The 19,452-nt window shown below is 57.8% G+C and carries 15 protein-coding genes; all 15 read right to left on the bottom strand.

Features of this window, described 5'->3' with window-relative positions; all coding sequences use genetic code 11:
* Positions 1–47: 47 nt before the first annotated feature.
* A complete protein-coding gene (locus FNJ47_RS05200) occupies positions 48–584 on the bottom strand; it encodes an FUSC family protein (protein ID WP_163151285.1) in 537 nt (178 codons plus the stop codon).
* Between the two features lie 81 nt (positions 585–665).
* Positions 666–1,697 carry a cytochrome d ubiquinol oxidase subunit II gene (cydB, locus tag FNJ47_RS05195; protein ID WP_163151283.1) on the bottom strand — a complete coding sequence of 344 codons (1,032 nt, stop codon included), beginning with the start codon at positions 1,695–1,697 and terminating at the stop codon, positions 666–668.
* 2 nt (positions 1,698–1,699) lie between these two features.
* Positions 1,700–3,106 carry a cytochrome ubiquinol oxidase subunit I gene (locus FNJ47_RS05190; RefSeq protein WP_163151281.1) on the bottom strand — a complete coding sequence of 469 codons (1,407 nt, stop codon included), beginning with the start codon at positions 3,104–3,106 and terminating at the stop codon, positions 1,700–1,702.
* Between the two features lie 18 nt (positions 3,107–3,124).
* Entirely contained in the window at positions 3,125–4,657 is a 1,533-nt protein-coding gene (gene mqo, locus FNJ47_RS05185) for a malate dehydrogenase (quinone) (RefSeq protein ID WP_163151279.1), read from the bottom strand.
* 50 nt (positions 4,658–4,707) lie between these two features.
* Positions 4,708–5,112 carry a cupin domain-containing protein gene (locus FNJ47_RS05180; protein WP_163151277.1) on the bottom strand — a complete coding sequence of 135 codons (405 nt, stop codon included), beginning with the start codon at positions 5,110–5,112 and terminating at the stop codon, positions 4,708–4,710.
* A gap of 32 nt (positions 5,113–5,144) precedes the next feature.
* Positions 5,145–5,555 (bottom strand): cupin domain-containing protein, encoded by a 411-nt coding sequence (locus tag FNJ47_RS05175; RefSeq protein WP_347341612.1) that lies wholly within the window; start codon positions 5,553–5,555, stop codon positions 5,145–5,147.
* A 43-nt stretch (positions 5,556–5,598) separates the two neighbouring features.
* Positions 5,599–5,865 (bottom strand): hypothetical protein, encoded by a 267-nt coding sequence (locus FNJ47_RS05170; protein ID WP_163151275.1) that lies wholly within the window; start codon positions 5,863–5,865, stop codon positions 5,599–5,601.
* A gap of 87 nt (positions 5,866–5,952) precedes the next feature.
* The gene (gene fumC / locus FNJ47_RS05165) at positions 5,953–7,377 is read right to left on the bottom strand and encodes a class II fumarate hydratase (protein WP_163151273.1); all 1,425 of its coding nucleotides are present in this window, start codon (positions 7,375–7,377) and stop codon (positions 5,953–5,955) included.
* Positions 7,378–7,504: 127 nt separating this feature from the next.
* Positions 7,505–8,554, bottom strand: a complete 1,050-nt coding sequence (locus tag FNJ47_RS05160) for an alpha/beta fold hydrolase (protein WP_163151271.1) — start codon at positions 8,552–8,554, stop codon at positions 7,505–7,507.
* Between the two features lie 337 nt (positions 8,555–8,891).
* Positions 8,892–10,454, bottom strand: coding sequence for an ATP-binding protein (locus FNJ47_RS05155; RefSeq protein ID WP_163151269.1), 1,563 nt, complete (start codon positions 10,452–10,454; stop codon positions 8,892–8,894).
* Positions 10,455–11,299: 845 nt separating this feature from the next.
* Complete coding sequence (locus FNJ47_RS05150) at positions 11,300–11,677, bottom strand: response regulator transcription factor (RefSeq protein WP_165445544.1); 378 nt, start codon at positions 11,675–11,677, stop codon at positions 11,300–11,302.
* A gap of 110 nt (positions 11,678–11,787) precedes the next feature.
* Complete coding sequence (locus FNJ47_RS05145; RefSeq protein ID WP_163151267.1) at positions 11,788–12,408, bottom strand: response regulator transcription factor; 621 nt, start codon at positions 12,406–12,408, stop codon at positions 11,788–11,790.
* Positions 12,409–12,532: 124 nt separating this feature from the next.
* The gene (locus FNJ47_RS05140) at positions 12,533–12,808 is read right to left on the bottom strand and encodes a hypothetical protein (RefSeq protein ID WP_163151207.1); all 276 of its coding nucleotides are present in this window, start codon (positions 12,806–12,808) and stop codon (positions 12,533–12,535) included.
* Complete coding sequence (locus tag FNJ47_RS05135; protein WP_175068347.1) at positions 12,805–19,119, bottom strand: AAA family ATPase; 6,315 nt, start codon at positions 19,117–19,119, stop codon at positions 12,805–12,807. Before FNJ47_RS05135 ends, FNJ47_RS05140 begins: the two co-directional genes overlap by 4 nt.
* Positions 19,116–19,346, bottom strand: coding sequence for a hypothetical protein (locus tag FNJ47_RS05130; RefSeq protein ID WP_163151265.1), 231 nt, complete (start codon positions 19,344–19,346; stop codon positions 19,116–19,118). Before FNJ47_RS05130 ends, FNJ47_RS05135 begins: the two co-directional genes overlap by 4 nt.
* Between the last annotated feature and the right edge of the window lie 106 nt (positions 19,347–19,452).

The raw sequence follows: 19,452 nt of genomic DNA, 5'->3' as shown, positions 1-19,452 counted from the left end.
CCATCTGCCACAAAGATCCGAATCGAATCCTTCACCAGCAATTCGATTCACGAAACGTGCCGGGCAGTCATTACCTTCTGGAGCAGATGAAAACCGATCCACTGGCATGCAACGCCAATGGAGATTCCGACCACGGTGTCGGCGAGCCGCAGCAGTGGCTGCCGCCAGCTGTCGTGTGGATCTATGGCGGCAACAACCATGACGACGACAGTTGTGATACCGGTCGTGATGATGTCGCCTCGGCGGTGCAACAGGATCATTATGACGGCACCAATCGCCACCAGCACCGCGATGCCAAGCGGTGTGGCTGGGAAGAACCAGAGGTAAGGCAAGCACAGCGCGAAGCTGACGCCTGTCGCGGCCAACCGCGCGATCCCCGCCGAGACGCTGTCGAGCTCCTTTTCCCTGAACACAAAGATTGCAGAAACGGCGGCCCACATTCCCCCCAGCAGATCGGTCGGGGTGTCGACAAGCCGCGTGAGGCCAGCCGTCATCGCCCAGTACGAGAGGAGAGCTGCAATTGCCATCTCAAACGCGTAGACGAAGTCCAACGAGGAGATATTCGTCCGTTCCGGTTTAGACATCGATTGTATCCTCTAGTTGTTGCACACGCTGCTTGATTACAGGCTAACAAGTCCCGAGCTGATGTTTTCCTGACAGACTGCTCACTCTGCTGGACGAAGTGAGCCGCCAGGCTCCGGTTCGGTGTTGCCTAATTGTTGGGGATGGTTGGCCACCTTGCCGCGAAAGACGCGATAGCCAACGGCGGCATAGAGCAACATGAGCGGAAACACAAAGATCCCTTCGCCCCAGAACATGAACGCAAGCGAAGAATGCGGAGCCGCTGCGGACTCAATCGTAATGGCGAACGGAACCATGTAGGGCCAGAACGAAAGTGCGAGCGTGGCGAAGGCCGCAATGAATATCAACGTCGCCATCCGGTACGGCCAACGGTCGTCGTGGCCGATAGTGCTTTGCACAAGAATCCACGCCGCTACGGCACCGACGGCAGGGAAAACGAATAGATACGGGCGATCGATCCATCGCTGCATGATCGGAAGGTGCACGATCAGCGCGTGACAGAAGGCAATGATCAGGAATGCCAGGGAAACGCTTGCGAGGATCGAAACCTGGTCACGTGCATTATTCCTGACCTCGCCCTCGGATTTACTGACCAACCAGCAAGCTCCAAGCAGCGCATACCCGAAGCAGAGCCCGGCACCGCACAGCAATGCAAAGGTCGTCACCCAACCGAAAGGACCGCCAGAGTATTGGCCGTTGGTGAATCGCAGCCCCTCGACGAGAGCGCCAACCATCACGCCCTGCATGAAGCTGGCGACCAAAGAGCCCGCGGCGAAGCAAAAATCCCAAATCCAGCGCGAGCGCTGAGCGTGGTGTCGAAACTCAAACGAGACTCCGCGCAGGATCAGGCCCGCCAGCATGAGGACGACGGGAACATAGAGCGCAGACAACAGCGTCGCGTAGACGATCGGAAACGCGCTCCACAGGACCACGCCAGTGACGATGAGCCAAGTTTCATTGCCATCCCAGAATGGCGCAACCGAACGCAACATGGCACTTCGGTCAGCCTCGCTTCTCGTCAGGCCGAAGAGCATGCCAACACCAAGATCGAACCCATCCAGCAGCAGGTACAGAAGCATGCTGATGGCGAGGACCGCTACCCAGAACATGACCATTTCTATTCTCCTGCAATCATGAAGCTCGGAGTCGGGTGTTCGCCGGCTAACGACATCGGTCGGTTAGGCGTGGCGTCATGCGAGAGTTCGGGCGAGTATGGCGAAGGTCCTGCTCGCAACAGCCTGTAGAGATAAAGGACGCCAAACGAGAAGATGAATAGGTAGATCGCGCCGAACAGGATGAGCGAGCCCAACGCGGCGGGCGCCGTCAGAAATGGTGTCATCGCCTGGGCTGTCCGCAATGCACCGTAGATCACCCAGGGTTGACGTCCGACTTCTGCGGTGTACCAGCCCGTGAGAATGGCGATGAACGGCAGTGGGAAGCTGAGAAAGACGCCCCAGAGCAGCAAGCGGCTACGCTCAAGACGATGCTTGACACTCAGATAGGATCCCAACCAGGCAAGCGCGAGCATGATCATTCCGCAGCCGACCATGATACGGAAGCTTGCAAACGGGATCAGAACCGGCGGACGATCCTGCGGCGGAAAATCGGTCAACCCAATTTCCTTGGACGTCAGGCTCATGCTGCCAATGATGCTTCCCAGGATCGGGATCTTGATTTCGTACCTGTTCGTCTCGTGCGCCGGATCCGGCCACGCGATCAGCACCTCGCCGGCCGGCTGTTCGTCGTGCCAACGGCCCTCAATCGCTGCGAACTTCGCAGGCTGGAAGTCGTGGACGTAGTCGCCCACGAGATGACCGAAAACAAACTGAATCGGGACGAGCACTGCCGCAAGGAAGAGTCCCATGCGCAGCATAACGAGGGCCTCCGGCCGGCACTTGCGTTGCAGCAGGTACCACGCGCCGCTGGCCGCAACGCAGAACGCGCCCGTGAGGTAGGAAGCCAACAGCATGTGTGGAAAACGCGACCACACGACGGAGTTGAAGATGATCTTTGACCAATCGTCAGGAACAAACTGGCCATTTTGCACGATGTAGCCGACTGGCACCTGCATCCAGCTGTTGTTCACCATGATCCAGAATGCCGACAGTGTCGTGCCAAGCGCCACCATGGTCGTCGAAAACATATAGAACCATGGCGCCACGCGCTTGCGCCCGAAGATGAGGACACCGAAGAAGCCGGCTTCCAAAGCGAAGGCGGTAAATGTCTCGTACGAAAGCAGCGGTCCCTGGATGGGACCCGACATGTTCGACAGCACGCTCCAGTTTGTGCCAAACTGAAAGGCCATCACGACGCCTGACACCACACCAAGGCCGAAGGCGACACCAAATACCTTCAGCCAGAATTGGAACAGGGTTCGGAAAACCGGTTTCCCGGTCCACAGATGCATTGCCTCGAGCACGGCGAGCCAGGCGGCCAGACCAATGCTGAACGCCGGGAAAATGATGTGGAACGAAATCGTGAAGGCGAACTGTAGGCGAGACAGAAGAAGAGCTGTGGCGTCCATTTTGCGGCTCCTATCCCGTCAAACCGTCTCAGCCACCGGTGTCGTTTGCCGCGTGGGTGACACGATGTTGTCGAGCTTGAGAACTTCAGCGGTCGCCGCACGGATGCTGCGGGTGAAATCCGCATCATCGATGAGCGAGACGCCATAGGATGGGATTATCTCCTTCAGCTTGGGCAGCCACGCGCTTTCCATGAGCTCGTTGGCGAAGCACTTCTCGAGCACGCTGATTGCGATGAAGGCGGCAGTGGACGCGCCTGGCGAAGCTCCCAGCAGCGCGACCAAGGAGCGATCGGCCGCACCGACCAGCTCAGTTCCGAACTCCAACAGGCCTCCGCGTTTGACGTCCGGCTTGATGATCTGGACGCGCTGACCAGCGACCTGCAATCTCCAGTCCTTGGGATCGGCCTTTGGAAAATACTCGTCCAGGGCCGCCAATCGGTGGCTTTCGGACTGCAAGACCTGACCGATCAGATACTCCGTGAGATCGAAGTTGTCGCGCGCGACCGCCAGAAGCGGCTTGACGTTAGCCGGTCGGATCGACTCGAACAGATCAAAAAGCGACCCGTGCTTGAGGAATTTGCTCGAGAAGCCCGCATAGGGACCAAACAGCAGAGAGTGCTCGCCCCCAATGACACGTGTGTCAAGGTGCGGCACCGACATCGGCGGCGAGCCGACCGCGGCCTTGCCGTAGACCTTGGCATGATGGCGCTTGTTGATTGCCGGATCGTCGCAGCGTAACCAGATGCCGCTAACCGGAAAGCCGGCATAGCCTTGCGCCTCGGGAATTCCCGATTTTTGCAGCAGCGGCAGCGCGCCGCCGCCCGCCCCGACAAAGACGAACTTCGCCGTGACCGAGCGTTTTTCACCGGTGGCGACGTCATGCACTTCGACCCGCCAACGTCCATCAGCTTCGCGAACCAGGCTTGTCACGCGAGTCTTGTAGTGAACGGAACAGCCCGGCTGGCTCACGAGATACCGGACCAGATGGTGCGTCAGTGAGCCATAGTCGACGTCGGCTCCCGTGATGATCCTTGTCGCGGCAACGGGCTCTTCGTCCTTTCGCCCCTCCATCACCAGCGGCACCCAGTCAGAGATCTTCCTCGGGTCCTCGCTGTATTCCATCCCCGCGTAGCAATGATGCGCCGCCATTGCCTTGAACCGCTTTGCAAGGAAGGCCACGTTATCCTTGCCGTGCACGAAGCTCATGTGCGGCACAGGATGAATAAACGAGCGAGGATCGGCGATTGCGCCCTTCCTGATCAGATAGGTCCAGAACTGCCGCGAGAGATCGAACTCGACGTTGACCTCAAGCGCCTCGGATATATCGATGCTGCCGTCGGGACGCTGTGGCGTATAGTTCATCTCACAGTTGGCAGCATGACCCGTACCGGCGTTGTTCCAAGCGTCCGAACTCTCCAGGCCGCAATCCTCCAGCGTCTCGAACATTGTGATCGAGAGCGACGGCTCGAGTTCCTTCAAGAACACGCCGGTGGTCGCGCTCATGATGCCGGCGCCAATCAACACAACGTCAGGTTGTTTTTCGAGTCGCATTTGGCTTCTCCGTTTTGAGTTCCCAATATCGTTGCTTCGCTACGCCTCTCTCAGGCTGGAATCGCTTGCGCTTTACGTGCGCGGAATGGTACGGCCGCGCCTGGTCGCAGAACCACATAGGCGCGTCGCCAGGATGAATCGTCGGTTAGTTTCCAGCTATGACCGGATCCGGCAGTGTCCTCGGCCAACAGAACATTGCCTGGGTGGATCAGGAAATGCTTGCCGGCGCGCGTCTGGAAGTCGAGTGTCCCGCTCAGCGTGATGACCAATTGTCGAACGGGGGCCGTGTGCCAGGCGAACGTTCCGCCGGCTCCGGTCTCCTGGAAAGAGATCGTGGTCACGTCAACCTTGCTGCTCAGCCAATCACCACGCTGGCCAGGTTCAAGCTCGATGGTGCCTTCCTCAAAATACGAATTGTTGTCATCGCCGGTCCACAGACGCACACATCGGATCATCTTATTGCTCCTGTCATTTTCTGTTGTACGCTTCACGCAACCGTTTTGGCCGAAGTGGCCGGGCGAAATGGGACAACGCTGTCAGGCTCGAGAACCGTGTAGAGTCGACGCCAGGGAGCGTCCCCGATCATTTTCCAGTTGTGACCGGCTCCGCTCGTGTCCTCGGTGAAGAGGACGTCGCCCTGACGAAGCGTGAATCGGCCGTCGGCAGTCTCGAATTCGAGCGTACCGCTCAGCGTTATGACGAGCTGACGAGCAGGATCCGGATGCCATCCCAGTCCTGGGTCCGCATCCGTTTCATGGAACGAAGCCGAGCCCAACGGCAGCTTCGGACTGAGTGCGTCGCCGCGGAGCCCCAACTCAAGTTCGATGACACCGTCCTCGAAGTGAGACTGCTGGTCCGTTCCTGTCCATAACCTAACGCATCGGAACATGTTTTGCATTCCCTCGCTTCAGACCGGGTCGCTCCAGGTGAGCCTTCGGGTCTCAACATCGGCAAATGTCGAGTTTCTTATTGAACTCCTCGTCCAGCTTTCGTTCTTTGACATCGAAATCCGACTCGCGGCGCTGCTCCGCTTGATCCGCGGATGAGTCAGGCGAGAACGGGCGTGCACGTGGTTGAAGATGGCCGATCGGTGCATTGCCAAAGACGGTTTTCCCTTCATCGGTTTGAGGATCGGCAAACGCCCAACTGCCTTGCAGGAGCAACGCGCCGCTCAGACAGGCAACAACAATGGTGCTCGTGAATCGCATTTTCTTCCTTCCCGTTTGTCGCGCCAAATCGTGGACGATCGAGGGCCGGCCGGTGAACAAACCGGCCCTCGCCTAGTCGATGCGCGTTCAGCCCGCAGCGGATGCCGTCGCCGCAGAGGCGACATAGGGCTTCACCATCTTGGCAGGATCGACAACGCGATCGAACTCCTCCTCGCTGACGAAACCGAGCTTGAGCGCAGCAGCTTTCAGCGTCAGATCGTGGTCCATCGCGTAGTGAGCGATCTTCGAAGCCTTGTCGTAGCCGATGACAGGTGCCAGCGCGGTGACCAGCATCAGCGAACGCTCAACATACTCGTTGATCTTCTTCAGGTTGGGCTTCGTCCCCTCCACCAGGAACTTGCGGAAGTTGACGCAGCCGTCGCTCAGGATCGTCACCGAATGCGTGATGTTGAAGATCATCAGCGGCTTGTAGACATTCATCTCAAGATAGCCGCCGGCGCCGCCAAAGCCGACAGCAACGTCGTTCCCCAGGACCTGCGCAGCGATCATGGCAAGCGCCTCGCACTGGGTCGGATTGACCTTGCCAGGCATGATCGACGAACCCGGTTCGTTCTCGGGGATCAACAGCTCGGCAAAGCCTGCCCGAGGACCGCACGACATCAAGCGGATATCGTTGGCGATCTTGTACAGCGACACCGCTAGCGTGCGCAGCGTGCCGGACAGTTGCACTAGCGCATCATGGGCGCCCTGCACGGTGAACTTGTTAGGCGCGGTCACAAACGGGAGACCGGTGAGCTTGGCGATTTCGGCCGCCGCTGCTTCGGCAAAGCCAGGAGCCGAGTTGATGCCCGTCCCGACCGCGGTGCCACCAAGTGCCAGCCGATAGACTCCGGTCAGCGACGCCTCGATTCGCTCCAGGTCATCTGTCAACATGCCGGCATAGCCTGACCACTCCTGGCCCAGCGTCAGCGGCGTCGCATCCTGCATGTGCGTGCGGCCGATCTTGACGATATTGTCCCATTCCTTCGCCTTGGCTGCGATGGCATCACGCAAAGCCGCAACCGCCGGAACCAAGCGCTGCTTCACGTTCACGGCGGCCGCGATGTTCATCGTCGAGGGGAACGAGTCGTTCGACGACTGCGCCATATTGACGTGATCGTTCGGATGGACCGGAGCGTGGCTGCCAAGCGGCGTGCCGGCGAGCTGGCAACAGCGGTTGGAAACCACCTCGTTGACGTTCATATTGAACTGCGTTCCGCTACCCGTCATCCAGACATGCAGCGGGAACATGTCGTGGTGCTGCCCCGCCAAAATTTCGTCGCACGTCTTTACGATCAGCTTGTATCTTGTGTCGTCCAACCGCCCGCTTGCGCGATTGGCGGTTGCGGCGGCCTTCTTGAGGATTGCATATCCGGTGATCATCTCGCGGGGAATCAAATCGGCGCCGATGCTGAAATGCTCCAGCGAACGCTGCGTTTGCGCTCCCCACAGCTTGTCGGCCGGCACTTCTACAACACCAAGGCTATCGGTCTCTTTCCTGACGTCAGTCATCTGCATCTTCCTCTTGCTATTGGTGGGGTTGCTGAACAGAGCTCGACGGTTTCCAGTCGTGCTCGCGGCCAAGGTCGGGCAAACTTGCGGATCGCTTCAGCCGATCCGCAAGCTCCCCTTGCGTCGATCAACTCTCGGCGACGTCGATGACGGCTTCCGCAAACGCCTGGGGGGCCTCCTGTGGCAAGTTGTGCCCGATACCGCCCTTGATCAGACGATGCTCGTATCTGCCCGAGAACTTCTTCGCATAGGCGCTGGCCTCAGGGTGCGGTGCGCCGTTGGCATCACCTTCCATCGTAATCGTGGGTACAGTGATGACGGGGGCCTCCGCGAGTTTCCGTTCGAAGTCATCATATATCGCCTCACCATTCGCGAGGCCCATACGCCAACGATAGTTGTGGACCACGATCGCGACGTGATCGGGATTATCGAATGCCTTGGCACTTCGCTCGAAGGTAGCTTCGCTGAAGTCCCATTTCGGTGAGGCCTGCTGCCAAATGAGCTTGGCAAAGTCGTGCCGGTTCTTGTCGTAGCCCTCACGGCCGCGCTCGGTGGCGAAGTAGAATTGATACCACCACTCGAGCTCAGCCTTGGGTGGCAACGGCAACTTGCCTGCCGCCTGGCTTCCGATGAGATAGCCGCTCACCGATACCATCGCCCTGCAGCGCGCGGGCCAGAGCGCTGCAATGACGTTGGCCGTTCGGGCACCCCAGTCAAAGCCGGCAAGCGTCGCCCTTTCGATCTTCAGAGCGTCCATCAACGTAATGACGTCGAGGGCGACTGCCGACGGTTGACCATTTCGGAATGTGTCGTTGGAAAGAAAGCGCGTGGGACCGTAGCCACGCACGTAGGGAACTATGACCCGATAGCCCTCTGATGCCAACAAGGGGCACACGTCAACGAAGCTGTAAATGTCGTACGGCCAGCCGTGGAGAAGGATGACCACCGGGCCGTCGATCGGACCGGCTTCCGCATATTCGACACTCAAGAGGCCCGCATCGATCTGCTTCAGCGAAGCGAACGATGAATGCGTCCCGGGCGCGATCGTGGGAAGAGCCGCTGATTTATGCTTTGTCGGCTGCGCCAGGGCAGAGCCCCCGAGGGAGAGTAATGCAGCGGCGCTTCCAGCCGCCACACTGATGAAATTTCGGCGATCGTAGTTCGTTGTGTTAGACATTTGACCTCTTTCCAATTTCGAGAGCAGGTCGCCCGGTTGCATGAGCACATTTACGCTGAATGCAGAAAATTGCTCGTCATGTGTCGTTTATGCGCGTGTATTGTTGTGCGAAGCGGCGACTGCGTCTGCGAGACGGGCTTAACGACGCACTCACGTCAGCTCGCTCGTATGGAGCTTACCGCCGGCTTGAGCTGGACCCGACGCATCTTCAGGTATGTTAGAAGAACACCTTCGAGCGAACGGGATTTAGAACGGTCACACTCTCCTCCGAGGCAAGACCGTCAATGTCTTGGAAATTTTCGGGATGCCCGTTGAGTGAACCGTCTATCCGCAACCGCTATCTTGACGCAGCATGCAAATTGGCGGGACGCGTCGCATGTCGAGTTGGCTCACCGCGCACAATAACGCGATCTTCGCAGCGCCCGCGAAGGACACGCGAGAGATAATCCGCGTGCCTTCGTACGATCGTATCCGATTCAGCAGTTTGCATTAGCTTTTTACGAGCGTATGCCCTGGTCGTTTCAAGAAGCCGATAGGTTACCGTAGAAGCGTCTATTGCAGTCGAAACAAGAGACTTCGTCACCAAACTGCAAATGACATCTGCAATCATCTCTTGGGTGATGTCAGTATCCGCGGCAATGGCGCAAGCTCCCTCGAGCGTAAAATTCGTCGCAAACACCGACAGGCGCCGAAGGATAAGCCGCTCGTTCTCGGCAAGAAGGTCGTAGCTCCAGTCCAGGAGAGAATCCAACGTTTGATGGCGTGAGTGCACTGTGCGAGGTCCATTCCAGCGAAGCCAACAGGATGGATGACTCAAGAGGTGCGCCAGACCCGAGAGACCGTGCGCGCCGACGCGACCGGCCGCAACGCAAATCGCGAGCGGCATGCCGTCAAGGTGGCCACAAATCTCAGAGACGATGGGGGCCTCCGCGTCGGTCAGAGTAACTTCAATTCCATTTGTCGCTGCACGCTCAATGAACAACTGAACGGCGGGATAGGCCATGGCTTCTACGGCCGATAGTGACGGCACCATCGGCGGGCCGCCGAGCGGTTGGAGACGATAGACGTGCTCACTATCCGCCTGTAGCGCTTCTCGGCTTGACGCAAGGATGTGGATTCCGGGGACACCTTTGAACAATTGTTGGGCGAGCTTCGCAACTACGCCGACTAGATGTTCGCAATTATCCAGCAAGAGCAAGACGCGTTTGTCGCCACCGAATACACCGAGGCTGCGTAGCTGGTCGGGTGTTAGCGCGGTGATACCGAGCGCCGTCGCGAGAACGCCGGGGACGGAATCTGGATCACTGATCTCACTGAAATCGATAAACCAGGTCACTCCTTCGCACGTCGCAGCCAACTCGTGGGCGACCGAAACGGCGACCGTTGTCTTTCCCATGCCGGCGCCTCCGGTGATGGTGACAAACCGGTGCTCCGTCAGACGCGCGGAGATGTCGCGGACCTCCTCGTCCCGGCCCACCATGCGCGTCAGCAGTGGTGGCAAACCGTGTGGCAGCATCGTCTTGTCCGCTCTTGTAGACGCATGCCGTGATTCGCCTTTGCCACCTCGCACAACTGGCGCGACAAACGAATATCCTCGCCCCGGCACGTTGGTGATGTATCGATTCCCGTTCCGGTCATCCTTTAGGGCTTTTCGCAGCGCAAAGACGTGATGGCGAAGCCCACTTTCATCGACAGTAACGTCCGGCCAAGTCCGCGCAATCAGTTCTTTCTTGCTAACAACTGTTCCCGCCTGTCCGACCAACGTGATCAGAATATCCATTGCTCGGCCCCCCAAAATGATCGGCGAACCTTCGCATTTGAGCAATCGCTCTGCCGGCATCAGGGTAAATTGACCAAAGCCAACGACTTCTGCAGATGGGAACTCATCGGGATTCTTCATGACCTCTCCGATGTCTAAGTGCACTGTGAGGATCTGGTAGCGGGGTGTCTTTAAGGAAAGACTGGCCGCCGGAGTATGGCGAGTTGTAACTCGTCGAGCTCGCTCCCTGCCATCGCACTTAGGTTTTCGTCATTGTTGGATAAACCGATACAAAGGTTTTAGAAGCTGCTCGGCTGAGCGTGTTTCGACTGTAGGCGTCGTTTTGACCCCACCTTCTACGGGCGAGGGATGGGCGAGGTTCACGATCTCTTTGAAGGGATCGGTTTGTGTCGATGCCTGACCATACGCTTACGTCGGACGTTGCGACTGACCGCTTGGAAGTGATCACCGAGACGGGGCGATCGGGAGGAAAGAAAATGGCTGACCTTGAAATCGCTCTCGACTTGGCAAGCTGAAATTGCAAAAATATGGCCGGATCCGTTTTCATTTTGGTGGATTGCGATGCGGCTCGTTGTAATCACTTCTCCGTTGGAAGAGCACTACTGGCGGCTGATCCCTCAGCGAGGGCATACGATGCCAGGGGTCTGGGTGCAATCGATGCCGACTTCGGCGTCACCAGCGCGGTGACCTTCACGGTGGGGTCAGTATCCATGTTGCCAAAAGCTAGCGCACTCGCTGGCGACATCGATCCGATCGATCGGCGTTCAGAGGCCAAAAGCGAAGCTGACACTAAAAGGGCCCGTCCGTCAGATCACGGTGGAAATCGCAGCTGCGGGGGAGACGCAGATACTGCGTCAGCTAAAGAACGTCTTCGGCCTTTACGAGCAGAAGAAGTAGGCGCTTTCGATTGAGACGCTCCTGGTATGAGCCGACGTGTACGCCGATAGGCAAAGAGCAGCAGCAAATTATTTTGACTGGTCGCCTAATGCCGCGTTGAGACACTGGATCAGCGCGTTTTCGTCGAACGGCTTTGTCAAAAAGCAAATGGCGCCTTGCCTAACTGCTTGTCTGTGCGCATCTTCTTCTGGGGCTGCCGTAATGAAAATGAACGGAACTTCATTTCCGGCGCTGCGCAAATGTGACTGAAGTTCGAGGCCACTCATCGCCGGCATACGAACGTCGGAAATCACACAATGTGTAGCCGGTAGCTGGAGCGACTGCAGGAAGGCCTCAGCCGACTCGAACGTATAGGGAATGTAGCCCAGCGCTTTGACGAGATAGTCTAGTCCAACTCGGACCGACTCGTCATCGTCGATAATCGAAATCACGGGAATTGCCGTCAAAACCAATTTTCCTGGGTAGGAAGCCTGATCTTGCTTCCAGAACTTGCACCCGGCCAGACTGAACTTTGACGTATGGTTTGAATATCATACTTAGGTTTCGATCAGCTACGTTACCGTTTCACGCCAAGCGCTTCTGCCATTGTCACGAGTTCCGCCAGTGACCGAGCTTCCATCTTTTTTGTCAAATGTCCTCGGTGTATTTTGACGGTGATTTCGCTAATTTGAAGCTGATGTGCGATTTGCTTATTCCTAAGGCCGGAGGTGACCAAGGCCATGATCTCGCGTTCGCGGGGCGTCAGCCCCTCGTACAAGGCGCGAAGCCTCAATATAGATTTTTCCCCCGCTCGCCTTCTCCGGTCTTGCGCAAGCGCCCGGCTGACAGCATCCAGCATATCTTGTTCGCGGAATGGCTTGGGCAGAAAGTCGACGGCACCGGCCCTCATGGCCCTGACCGACATCGGGATATCACCATGCCCCGTCATGAACACGATGGGAATATTGATACCTGCCAAGGCGAGGCTATCCTGAAATTCGAGACCATTAACCCCTGGCAGACGGATATCAAGGACAAGGCAACTTTCGAGGTCCGGAAGTTTGCTCCCAAGCAACTCATCAGTCGTACTGAAAACTTTGACAGGCAGGTTCACCGAACGGAACAGGTAGCTTAAGGCGACGCGCATTGCCTCGTCGTCGTCAACAACCAAGACCAGTTGCTGGATGCTGCCATCCATAAAAAGTTCACCTCTCGGATTGTTAGAAACTTTCACCGAGGCTCACTCGATGACCACATCATATTCGAACTTTTGATAACGCGCTCCTTTGCCGTCCACACCTAGGGCCTTCTGAAATTTGGCGCTATATGGCAAAGTTGAGCGTCATCTTTCCAACAACTCGAAACGGGCTGATGGATCGTCTGGAATCTGCGTCGACTTTCTGTCCGTGATCGAGAACCGACAGCTTGTCGGCTGCGGCGTCAGCGAGAATGTGACGGCCGCGCGGCGTTCGCACCGGCCAGGAATGGCCGTATTGAAGATGTACGAGCCGCGCTTTCTTCTCAGCGTCGAGGTCCGTAGCTTTACGTGGGATCGCGTCATAATCGGCTTCATCAGGCTCACCAAGGTTCGAACTCAATTCGCTGGTGCCGGATCAGCGTTCTGTGCTTGCCGATATATTGGCAAAGCGAACTGGAACGTGGCTCCAAGTCCATCGCCGTTGTTGGCGGTCGAAAGACGTCCGCCATGATCCGCAATGATCGATCGACAGATCGAGAGCCCTATTCCGAGACCTCCCGGTTTGGTGGTATAAAAAGCGTCGAACAGCCGGCCCTCATTCTCCACTGAGATTCCAACGCCGTTATCCTTCACGGAAACGATGACATGACCCGCTTCGTCATGCGAACGGATCACCAACAGCCGTTGTCGATCCGTGACGGGTTTCACCGCATCGATGCCGTTCATGACCAGATTAATGACCACCTGCTGAATCTGGACACGATCCGCAAAAATTTGCGGCGCGTCAGGTTGCAGTTCGAGTACCAGCGCTACATGCTGTGCATCGAACTCGTGCCGTAAAAGCGCGGCGGTCTCCTCTATGAGGCCTTTGACATCGAGAGCCGACTTTTCGTCATTTGACTTGCTCGACAATCCGCGAACACGCCGGATCACTTCACTTGCCCGGTTGCTATTCTTGACCATCCATTCGACGGCCCCTCGCACCTCGTTCAGTTCAGGCGGTTCGCGCTTCAAAAAACGCAAGCAAGCTTGGCCGGTAGTGACAATCGCCGCGAGTGGTTGATTTACCTCGTGCGCGATCGACGCACTCATCTCTCCTAAAGTCGCGACACGGCTGGAGTGGGCCAACGCCGTTTGCGCGGTATGCAACGCTTCCTGCGATTTCCTGGCCGCCGTGATATCCATCAGCGCCCCGACGATCTCCTCGTTGCCTGGAGAGTGCCTGACACGACGAGCACGCACTTTGACATACTTGATTTGTCCGTCATCCATCATCAGCCGGTGTTCATAGTCAAAGTTCTGCTCACCTTCCACCACTCGACGCACCTCATTCAACACAAGTGTACGGTCGTCGGGGTGAACGCGCTGCAGGATCAAATCGAGAGATGGTTCGACGGTGCGATCGAAACCTATGATCTGATAGGCCTCGTCCGACCAGTAGTAGTTCTCTCTGGCCACATCCCAGACGACGCTGCCTGTGCGGCTCAGCTTTTGCGCTTCTGCGGCATAGGCTTCGTTTCGTTTCAGGGCGCCTTCGGCCTGTTTCCGATCCTCGATGTCGGTGTTCGTGCCGTACCAGCCGACGACAGCGCCGGTCTCATCGCGCAAAATTTCCGTACGAAACAAGAACCAGCGGTAAACTCCATCGAACCGCCGCATTCGCGCTTCGACCTCACCAGGCTTTTGAGATGCGAGCATTCCCCGCCAGACCTCAGTCAGCCTGGCGAGATCATCGGGATGGATAGCGGTGGCCCATTGCCAGCCCAATGCCTGCCCAAGCGTCATTCCAGTGTAATCGAGCCAACGCTTGTTGAGATATTCGGCAGAGCCGTCGGGGCCGGTTCGCCAAGTCAGTGCCGGGATCGTATCCAGCGTCAGGCGGAGCTCTCGCTCGGCGGCTGCGTTCCGGGCCTCGCTCTGCCGCAACGCGTCCTCGACCCGCTTGCGTTCCGTCAGGTCGAGCACGAAAGCGACGCCCTCGCCGGCGCCTTGCTCGAAAAGTGTGGCGCCCATAAGTACGCGGACACGGCTGCCGTCCTTCCGGAAATATTCCTTCTCAAATGGCTGCAAACTCCCGGTCTTCCGTAGTTCTCGCGCTAGCTGCTTGTCCCGGTCGATCCATTCCGCCGGCGTGATGTCCATCCAGCGGAGGCCACCCCTGTCCAGGTCCTCTCGGTCGTAACCCACCATTCGGAGAAAAGCGTCGTTTGCCTCTACGATTCGGCCGTCGGACTTCCAGAGGTAAATGCCGATAATGTTGGCGTCGACCAGTCTCCGGATCCTTGCTTCCCGTTCTACCAGATTGTCGTAGAGATAGGTATTTTCCAGCGAGATTGCCGCTTGCGATACCAGCAGCTTCAAAGCCGCCATCCGGGCCGGTACAAAGACCTTCGGACTGAGATTGTTCTCGAGGTAGAGCACGCCGATGAGTTTGGCCTGATTGATCAAGGGCAAGCAGAGGACAGAACGAGCGCGGCGCTCGCGTATGTACGTATCGGTCGCCCATGCCGAAGGTTGCTCCACCGCATCTTCAAGAAGCACGATTTCGCGCGTGCGTAAGACGTATTGAAGCATTGACAAGGGTAACGCGTCAGCGGTCACAGGTTGAGCCTGCTGATTGACAGTGATCCCTCCTTCGCCGGTCATCGCTTCTGCCTCGATTTTGGGTTCCGCATCTCGCAGAAGGATCAACAGACCCCGCTCGGCGCCAGCTTGCTCGACAGCGGTGCGCATCAACGTCTCAGTCAGTTTTTGCGGAACGATCTCTCCAGAGACGGCTTGCGAGAGCCTTATCACGGTCGCAAGATCGAGCTGCTCCACAGCTGTCCCGATCGTGTTAGTCGAACCCGCAGCAGTCTCGTCTCTGCCGAGTTGCGGGTACATCCGATCGAGTTGCTTCACCTTGCCGTCGGCTCCCCAACGCAGGTAACAGTACCGGGCGTTTCGCAAATAGATATGCGCGATTTCGTCAAATCCGCGCGCCGCATAGAAGCGAGCGGCGAGTTCGTAGGCGAGCGCCTCGTTTTGCACGAAGCCACTGGCGTTAGCGGATCGGATGGCGCGTTGGTAAAGCTCCATGGCTTCGAGCGCTCGGCCTTCCAGACGGGCTATCTCCGCCCCGACCAGCGCAGCCCGATCATCGAAATTATCGGGGCAGTTTTCCGCCCATTCCAAGAGCTGCTTGTGATGAGCGGCTAAGGCCTCGATGTGCTGACCATCTTGAATTGGGGACACGGTGTCACAAGACGACGCAAGACTGAGTGCACCATAGAAGTGCACCTCTGCTGGGTGAACACCCCGCAATATCCGGAGCAGCCGTTGCGCGTTCAATGAGGCGTCGATGGCCGCCGCATAGTCTCCGGCATGAAACCGGGCCTGTAGCTTCCCCGTCCAATAGGTGCCGGCAGCGAACTCGGCACCGGGATTGGTGCCAGATAGATGATGCTCGTACTGAATTTCATCCAATTGCTCGTCGTTAAGGGAGCCGAATGTTGCCGTCAGGCCGCGAAGTGTGCGGATAAGCGCTAACTGCGCCGTAATGGTATTGATCTCTTGAGCGAAGCGAGCTTTCCGAACAAATGCGAGGCCTCGCTCGGCCTCGCGTTGCGCATTGACGAGTGGCTCGCCGGCTGCGAGAAGATTAGCAATTAAATGATGCCACGAATATGCCACGTAGGTGAGATCGCCGTTTACGTTCGCGGCATCGAGTGCTTGGCGGATTAGATCACGCGCCTCTCGGAGGTGTGCCGTCCAGGAAACGGTCACGGTGGCGTAACCCAAATATGTTGAGGCCTGAAATCTCTTGAGTCCTCGTCGTTCGACCAGCTCGTAGCCAAGCCGTCCGAATCGAACGCCAACCTTGTTGTCACCAAAGCGTAGCCCAGCAAGTCGGGCAATCTGGGCGTAGGCCCGACAGGAGGCGTCAGTGTGGCCATTTTCCAGGCTGAGGTTGACTATGCGCCAAAGGAACAGCGAAGCCAGATTTTCATCTATGATCACTGCGGGTATTATGGCTTTGGTTAGAACCTCTACCGTGGCCACCGTGTCGGGATCGCTCATTAGGGGCAGATCAATGAGCTCCTCTATCTCACGATCTCCGAGCAGCGACCACATGCGCTCGTATTCTCGGCACGCTTCCTCTTTCGTCGGATGAAGGCTCCACTCAATGCCTTCGTGACGGAGGTATTCGAGACATACTTCGACGGCGCGGTCGGGTCGATTGAGCGAGTTGTACAAAACGCTGCGTAACCAGGTGACGTTCGCCCTCTCGACGCTGCTGGCAGGCCGTGTTGCTAGCATCGTCAGGCGGTTTTCAGCAGAGCTTTGCTCGCCAGTCTGAAATTCGCATTCGGCGCGGTGCAGCTCCAGCTGATAGATCAACGCGCGCCGGCGATCCCACGAGTCATCTGGAAGAAGCGCTGCGCCGGCAATCAAATAACTTAGTGCCGAAGTGTACGCGGTAGAGGCTTTGGCACGCTTCCCGGCGATCAGGTTGAATGCCGCGAGCTGCTCGCGCTCCTCTGTTGAGATCATCAGCGAAGCGCCGCGATTGAGCTGGTTTACTATATCGAAGATCATTTCTTCGCGACGTTCTGGCGGAGACTGCGACACGAGTAGTCGCCCAATCCGTAGATGTGTTGCCGCACGAGAAGCTGGCGGGATCAGGGAATAAACGGCTTCCTGGACGCGGTCGTGGACGAAACCGTAGGAATCACCTCGACGTTCGATCAACTCCTGGCGTAAAGCCTCCAACAGTGCAAAGGCCACCTCGTCCTGTGGCACGTCGAGGAGCATTGACAAAGTTATCGTATCTGCGACGCCACCCAGGCAGGCGAAATCCTGAAGCAAGGATTGCGTCTTCTCCGGCAGTCGTGCCAACTTTAAGACGATGAGATCCGCGACGTTGTCGGTGTACCGTTTTGCGAGAATACGCTCGGAGTCCCAAGACCAGCGTGCTGCTTCGGCGTCGACCGCAAGCAAGCCCTCGCCGGCGAGCGCTTGCAGAAATTGTACGACAAAGAATGGATTGCCGGCCGTTTTCTGGTGCACTATCTGCGCCAGCGGTGCCGCGTGCGAAGTCGTGCAGCAAAGAGCGTCACTTATCAGCTCTTCGACGTGCTCACCGGCGAGCGGCGCTAGAGTTATCTTCTGGATCCGGGCTTGAGCCTGGCCGATCGTTTCGAGCTTGCGCAGCAGCGGATGAGTGGTACCGACCTCGTTGTCGCGGTAGGCGCCTACCAGCATCAGGTGCTTAGGCTCCGATCGGATCAGGATATCCTCCAGAAGGTCGAGCGTTGCCGCGTCGAGCCATTGGAGATCGTCGAGAAAGAGTACCAGTGGATGCTCAGCCCGGGCAAAGACGCCGAGGAGAGACCTGAGCACCGCTTGGAATCGTATTTGCGCTTGTTGCGGCGGGAGCTCCGGGACCGGGGGCGGATCGCCAATGATGAGCTTCAGCTCGGGCACGAGGTCGACCATCAACCTTCCGTTCGGATCGAGCGCGTCATGGAGGGCCTTGCGCCAAAAGTTCAGCTCTGCGTCGCTCTTTCCCAGAAGCGGTCGAAGTAGAGCCGCGAAAGCCTGCATCAGGGTCGAATATGGAACGTCGCGGTTGTATTGGTCGAACTTACCGGACGCAAAGAGGCCGCGGGGCGTCACGAGCACTCTATGCAGTTCGTTCACGACGGAAGATTTGCCAATTCCGGAGTAGCCGGAGACCAGCACGAACTCCGGCGCGCCGCTCTTGATGATGCGATCGAACGCGGCAAGCAAGGAGGCAACCTCGCGCTCCCTGCCATACAATTTCTCGGGTACGATCAGTCGGTCGGGCACATCCTGTTTGCCGAGCTCAAACGGGTCTATGCCTGTTTGCAGTTCCCATTCGGAGAGACAGTGCCGAAAATCCCGCTCGACCCCGGCGGCGCTTTGGTAGCGCTCCTCCGGGGTCTTCGCGAGAAGCTTCATGACGATCTCTGAGATTGGCGTTGGAAGCCCTTCCTGCCGCTCATTGGGCGGTGTTGGCCTTCGGGCGATGTGACAATGAACCCACTCCTGCGGCTCCGATGCTGTGAATGGTAACGCGCCCGTAAGCATCTGGTAGAGCGTGACGCCGAGAGCATAGAGATCGCTGCGGGCGTCGATCGAGCGGTTCATTCGACCGGTCTGTTCGGGGGCCATGTAGGCAAGCGTGCCGGCTATGGTCTCAGGTGGTTCGGGCGTTTGTCGTTCGCGCGGAAGGCGCGAGGTGAGACCGAACCCGGTGAGCTTGACCTCTCCCGTTGAGTGGTTCACGAGAATGTTGGTCGGCTTGATATCCTTGTGGACGAGGCCACGTTGGTGGAGCTTGCCCAGCGCCACGGCTATGCCTGTCGCGAGACGTAGGAAGCTGCCCGTTTCCATCGGCTCACCCATCAGCCGATCAAGCGGTTCACCGCCAGAGTCCTCGAGCAGTAGCATGATCCGACCGCTCTCGCGGATCAACTCAATGGGGCGCGCCGACCAAGCTGAGGCCAGGTCTTCTCTCAATTCGAACTCGTGGGCGAATCGTTCGAAGATGGCTGGTGTCGGATGCTCGGCGGCAGGAAACACCGCGAGCGCAGTGGAGTGGTCGGCGTTGCTAAGTAGGGACACTCTGCAAAACACACGATCAGCGTCCTCCCAAAGGACCTGGAAGTGATCATTCGCGTCTGCGCAGAGAGAAGATTGACTCACCGCCGCACTCCGGTTTCCAGTGAAATCCGGCTCGCGAGTCGATTGCAGAAACAGCCAAACCCGCCGTCCACAATCATTTGCTCCGATTTGGCAGCAACACTGACTTCGCAGGCCATTGCCAGTTTTAGGTCGAGGTGACCGTCGGAACTGTGCGAGTGGTCGCTACCGCCCGCTTTATCAACGCTGGCAGCATATACGACGTCGCTGATCTTCGCCATGGCTTCCATGGTGCAGCACCCGGCGCTTACACCCCAGATCTAGTAGTCTAGCGACGATTGGCCGCCGTCCGTATTCCACGGCATCACACTTACGCCTACCCGTTGGGAATGGCTC

The organism is Bradyrhizobium uaiense (assembly GCF_010811875.1).
GTDB classification, from domain to species: Bacteria; Pseudomonadota; Alphaproteobacteria; order Rhizobiales; family Xanthobacteraceae; genus Bradyrhizobium; species Bradyrhizobium uaiense.
Note: the sequence above shows the minus strand (reverse complement) of the source record. Positions and strands in the feature narration are given on the sequence as shown.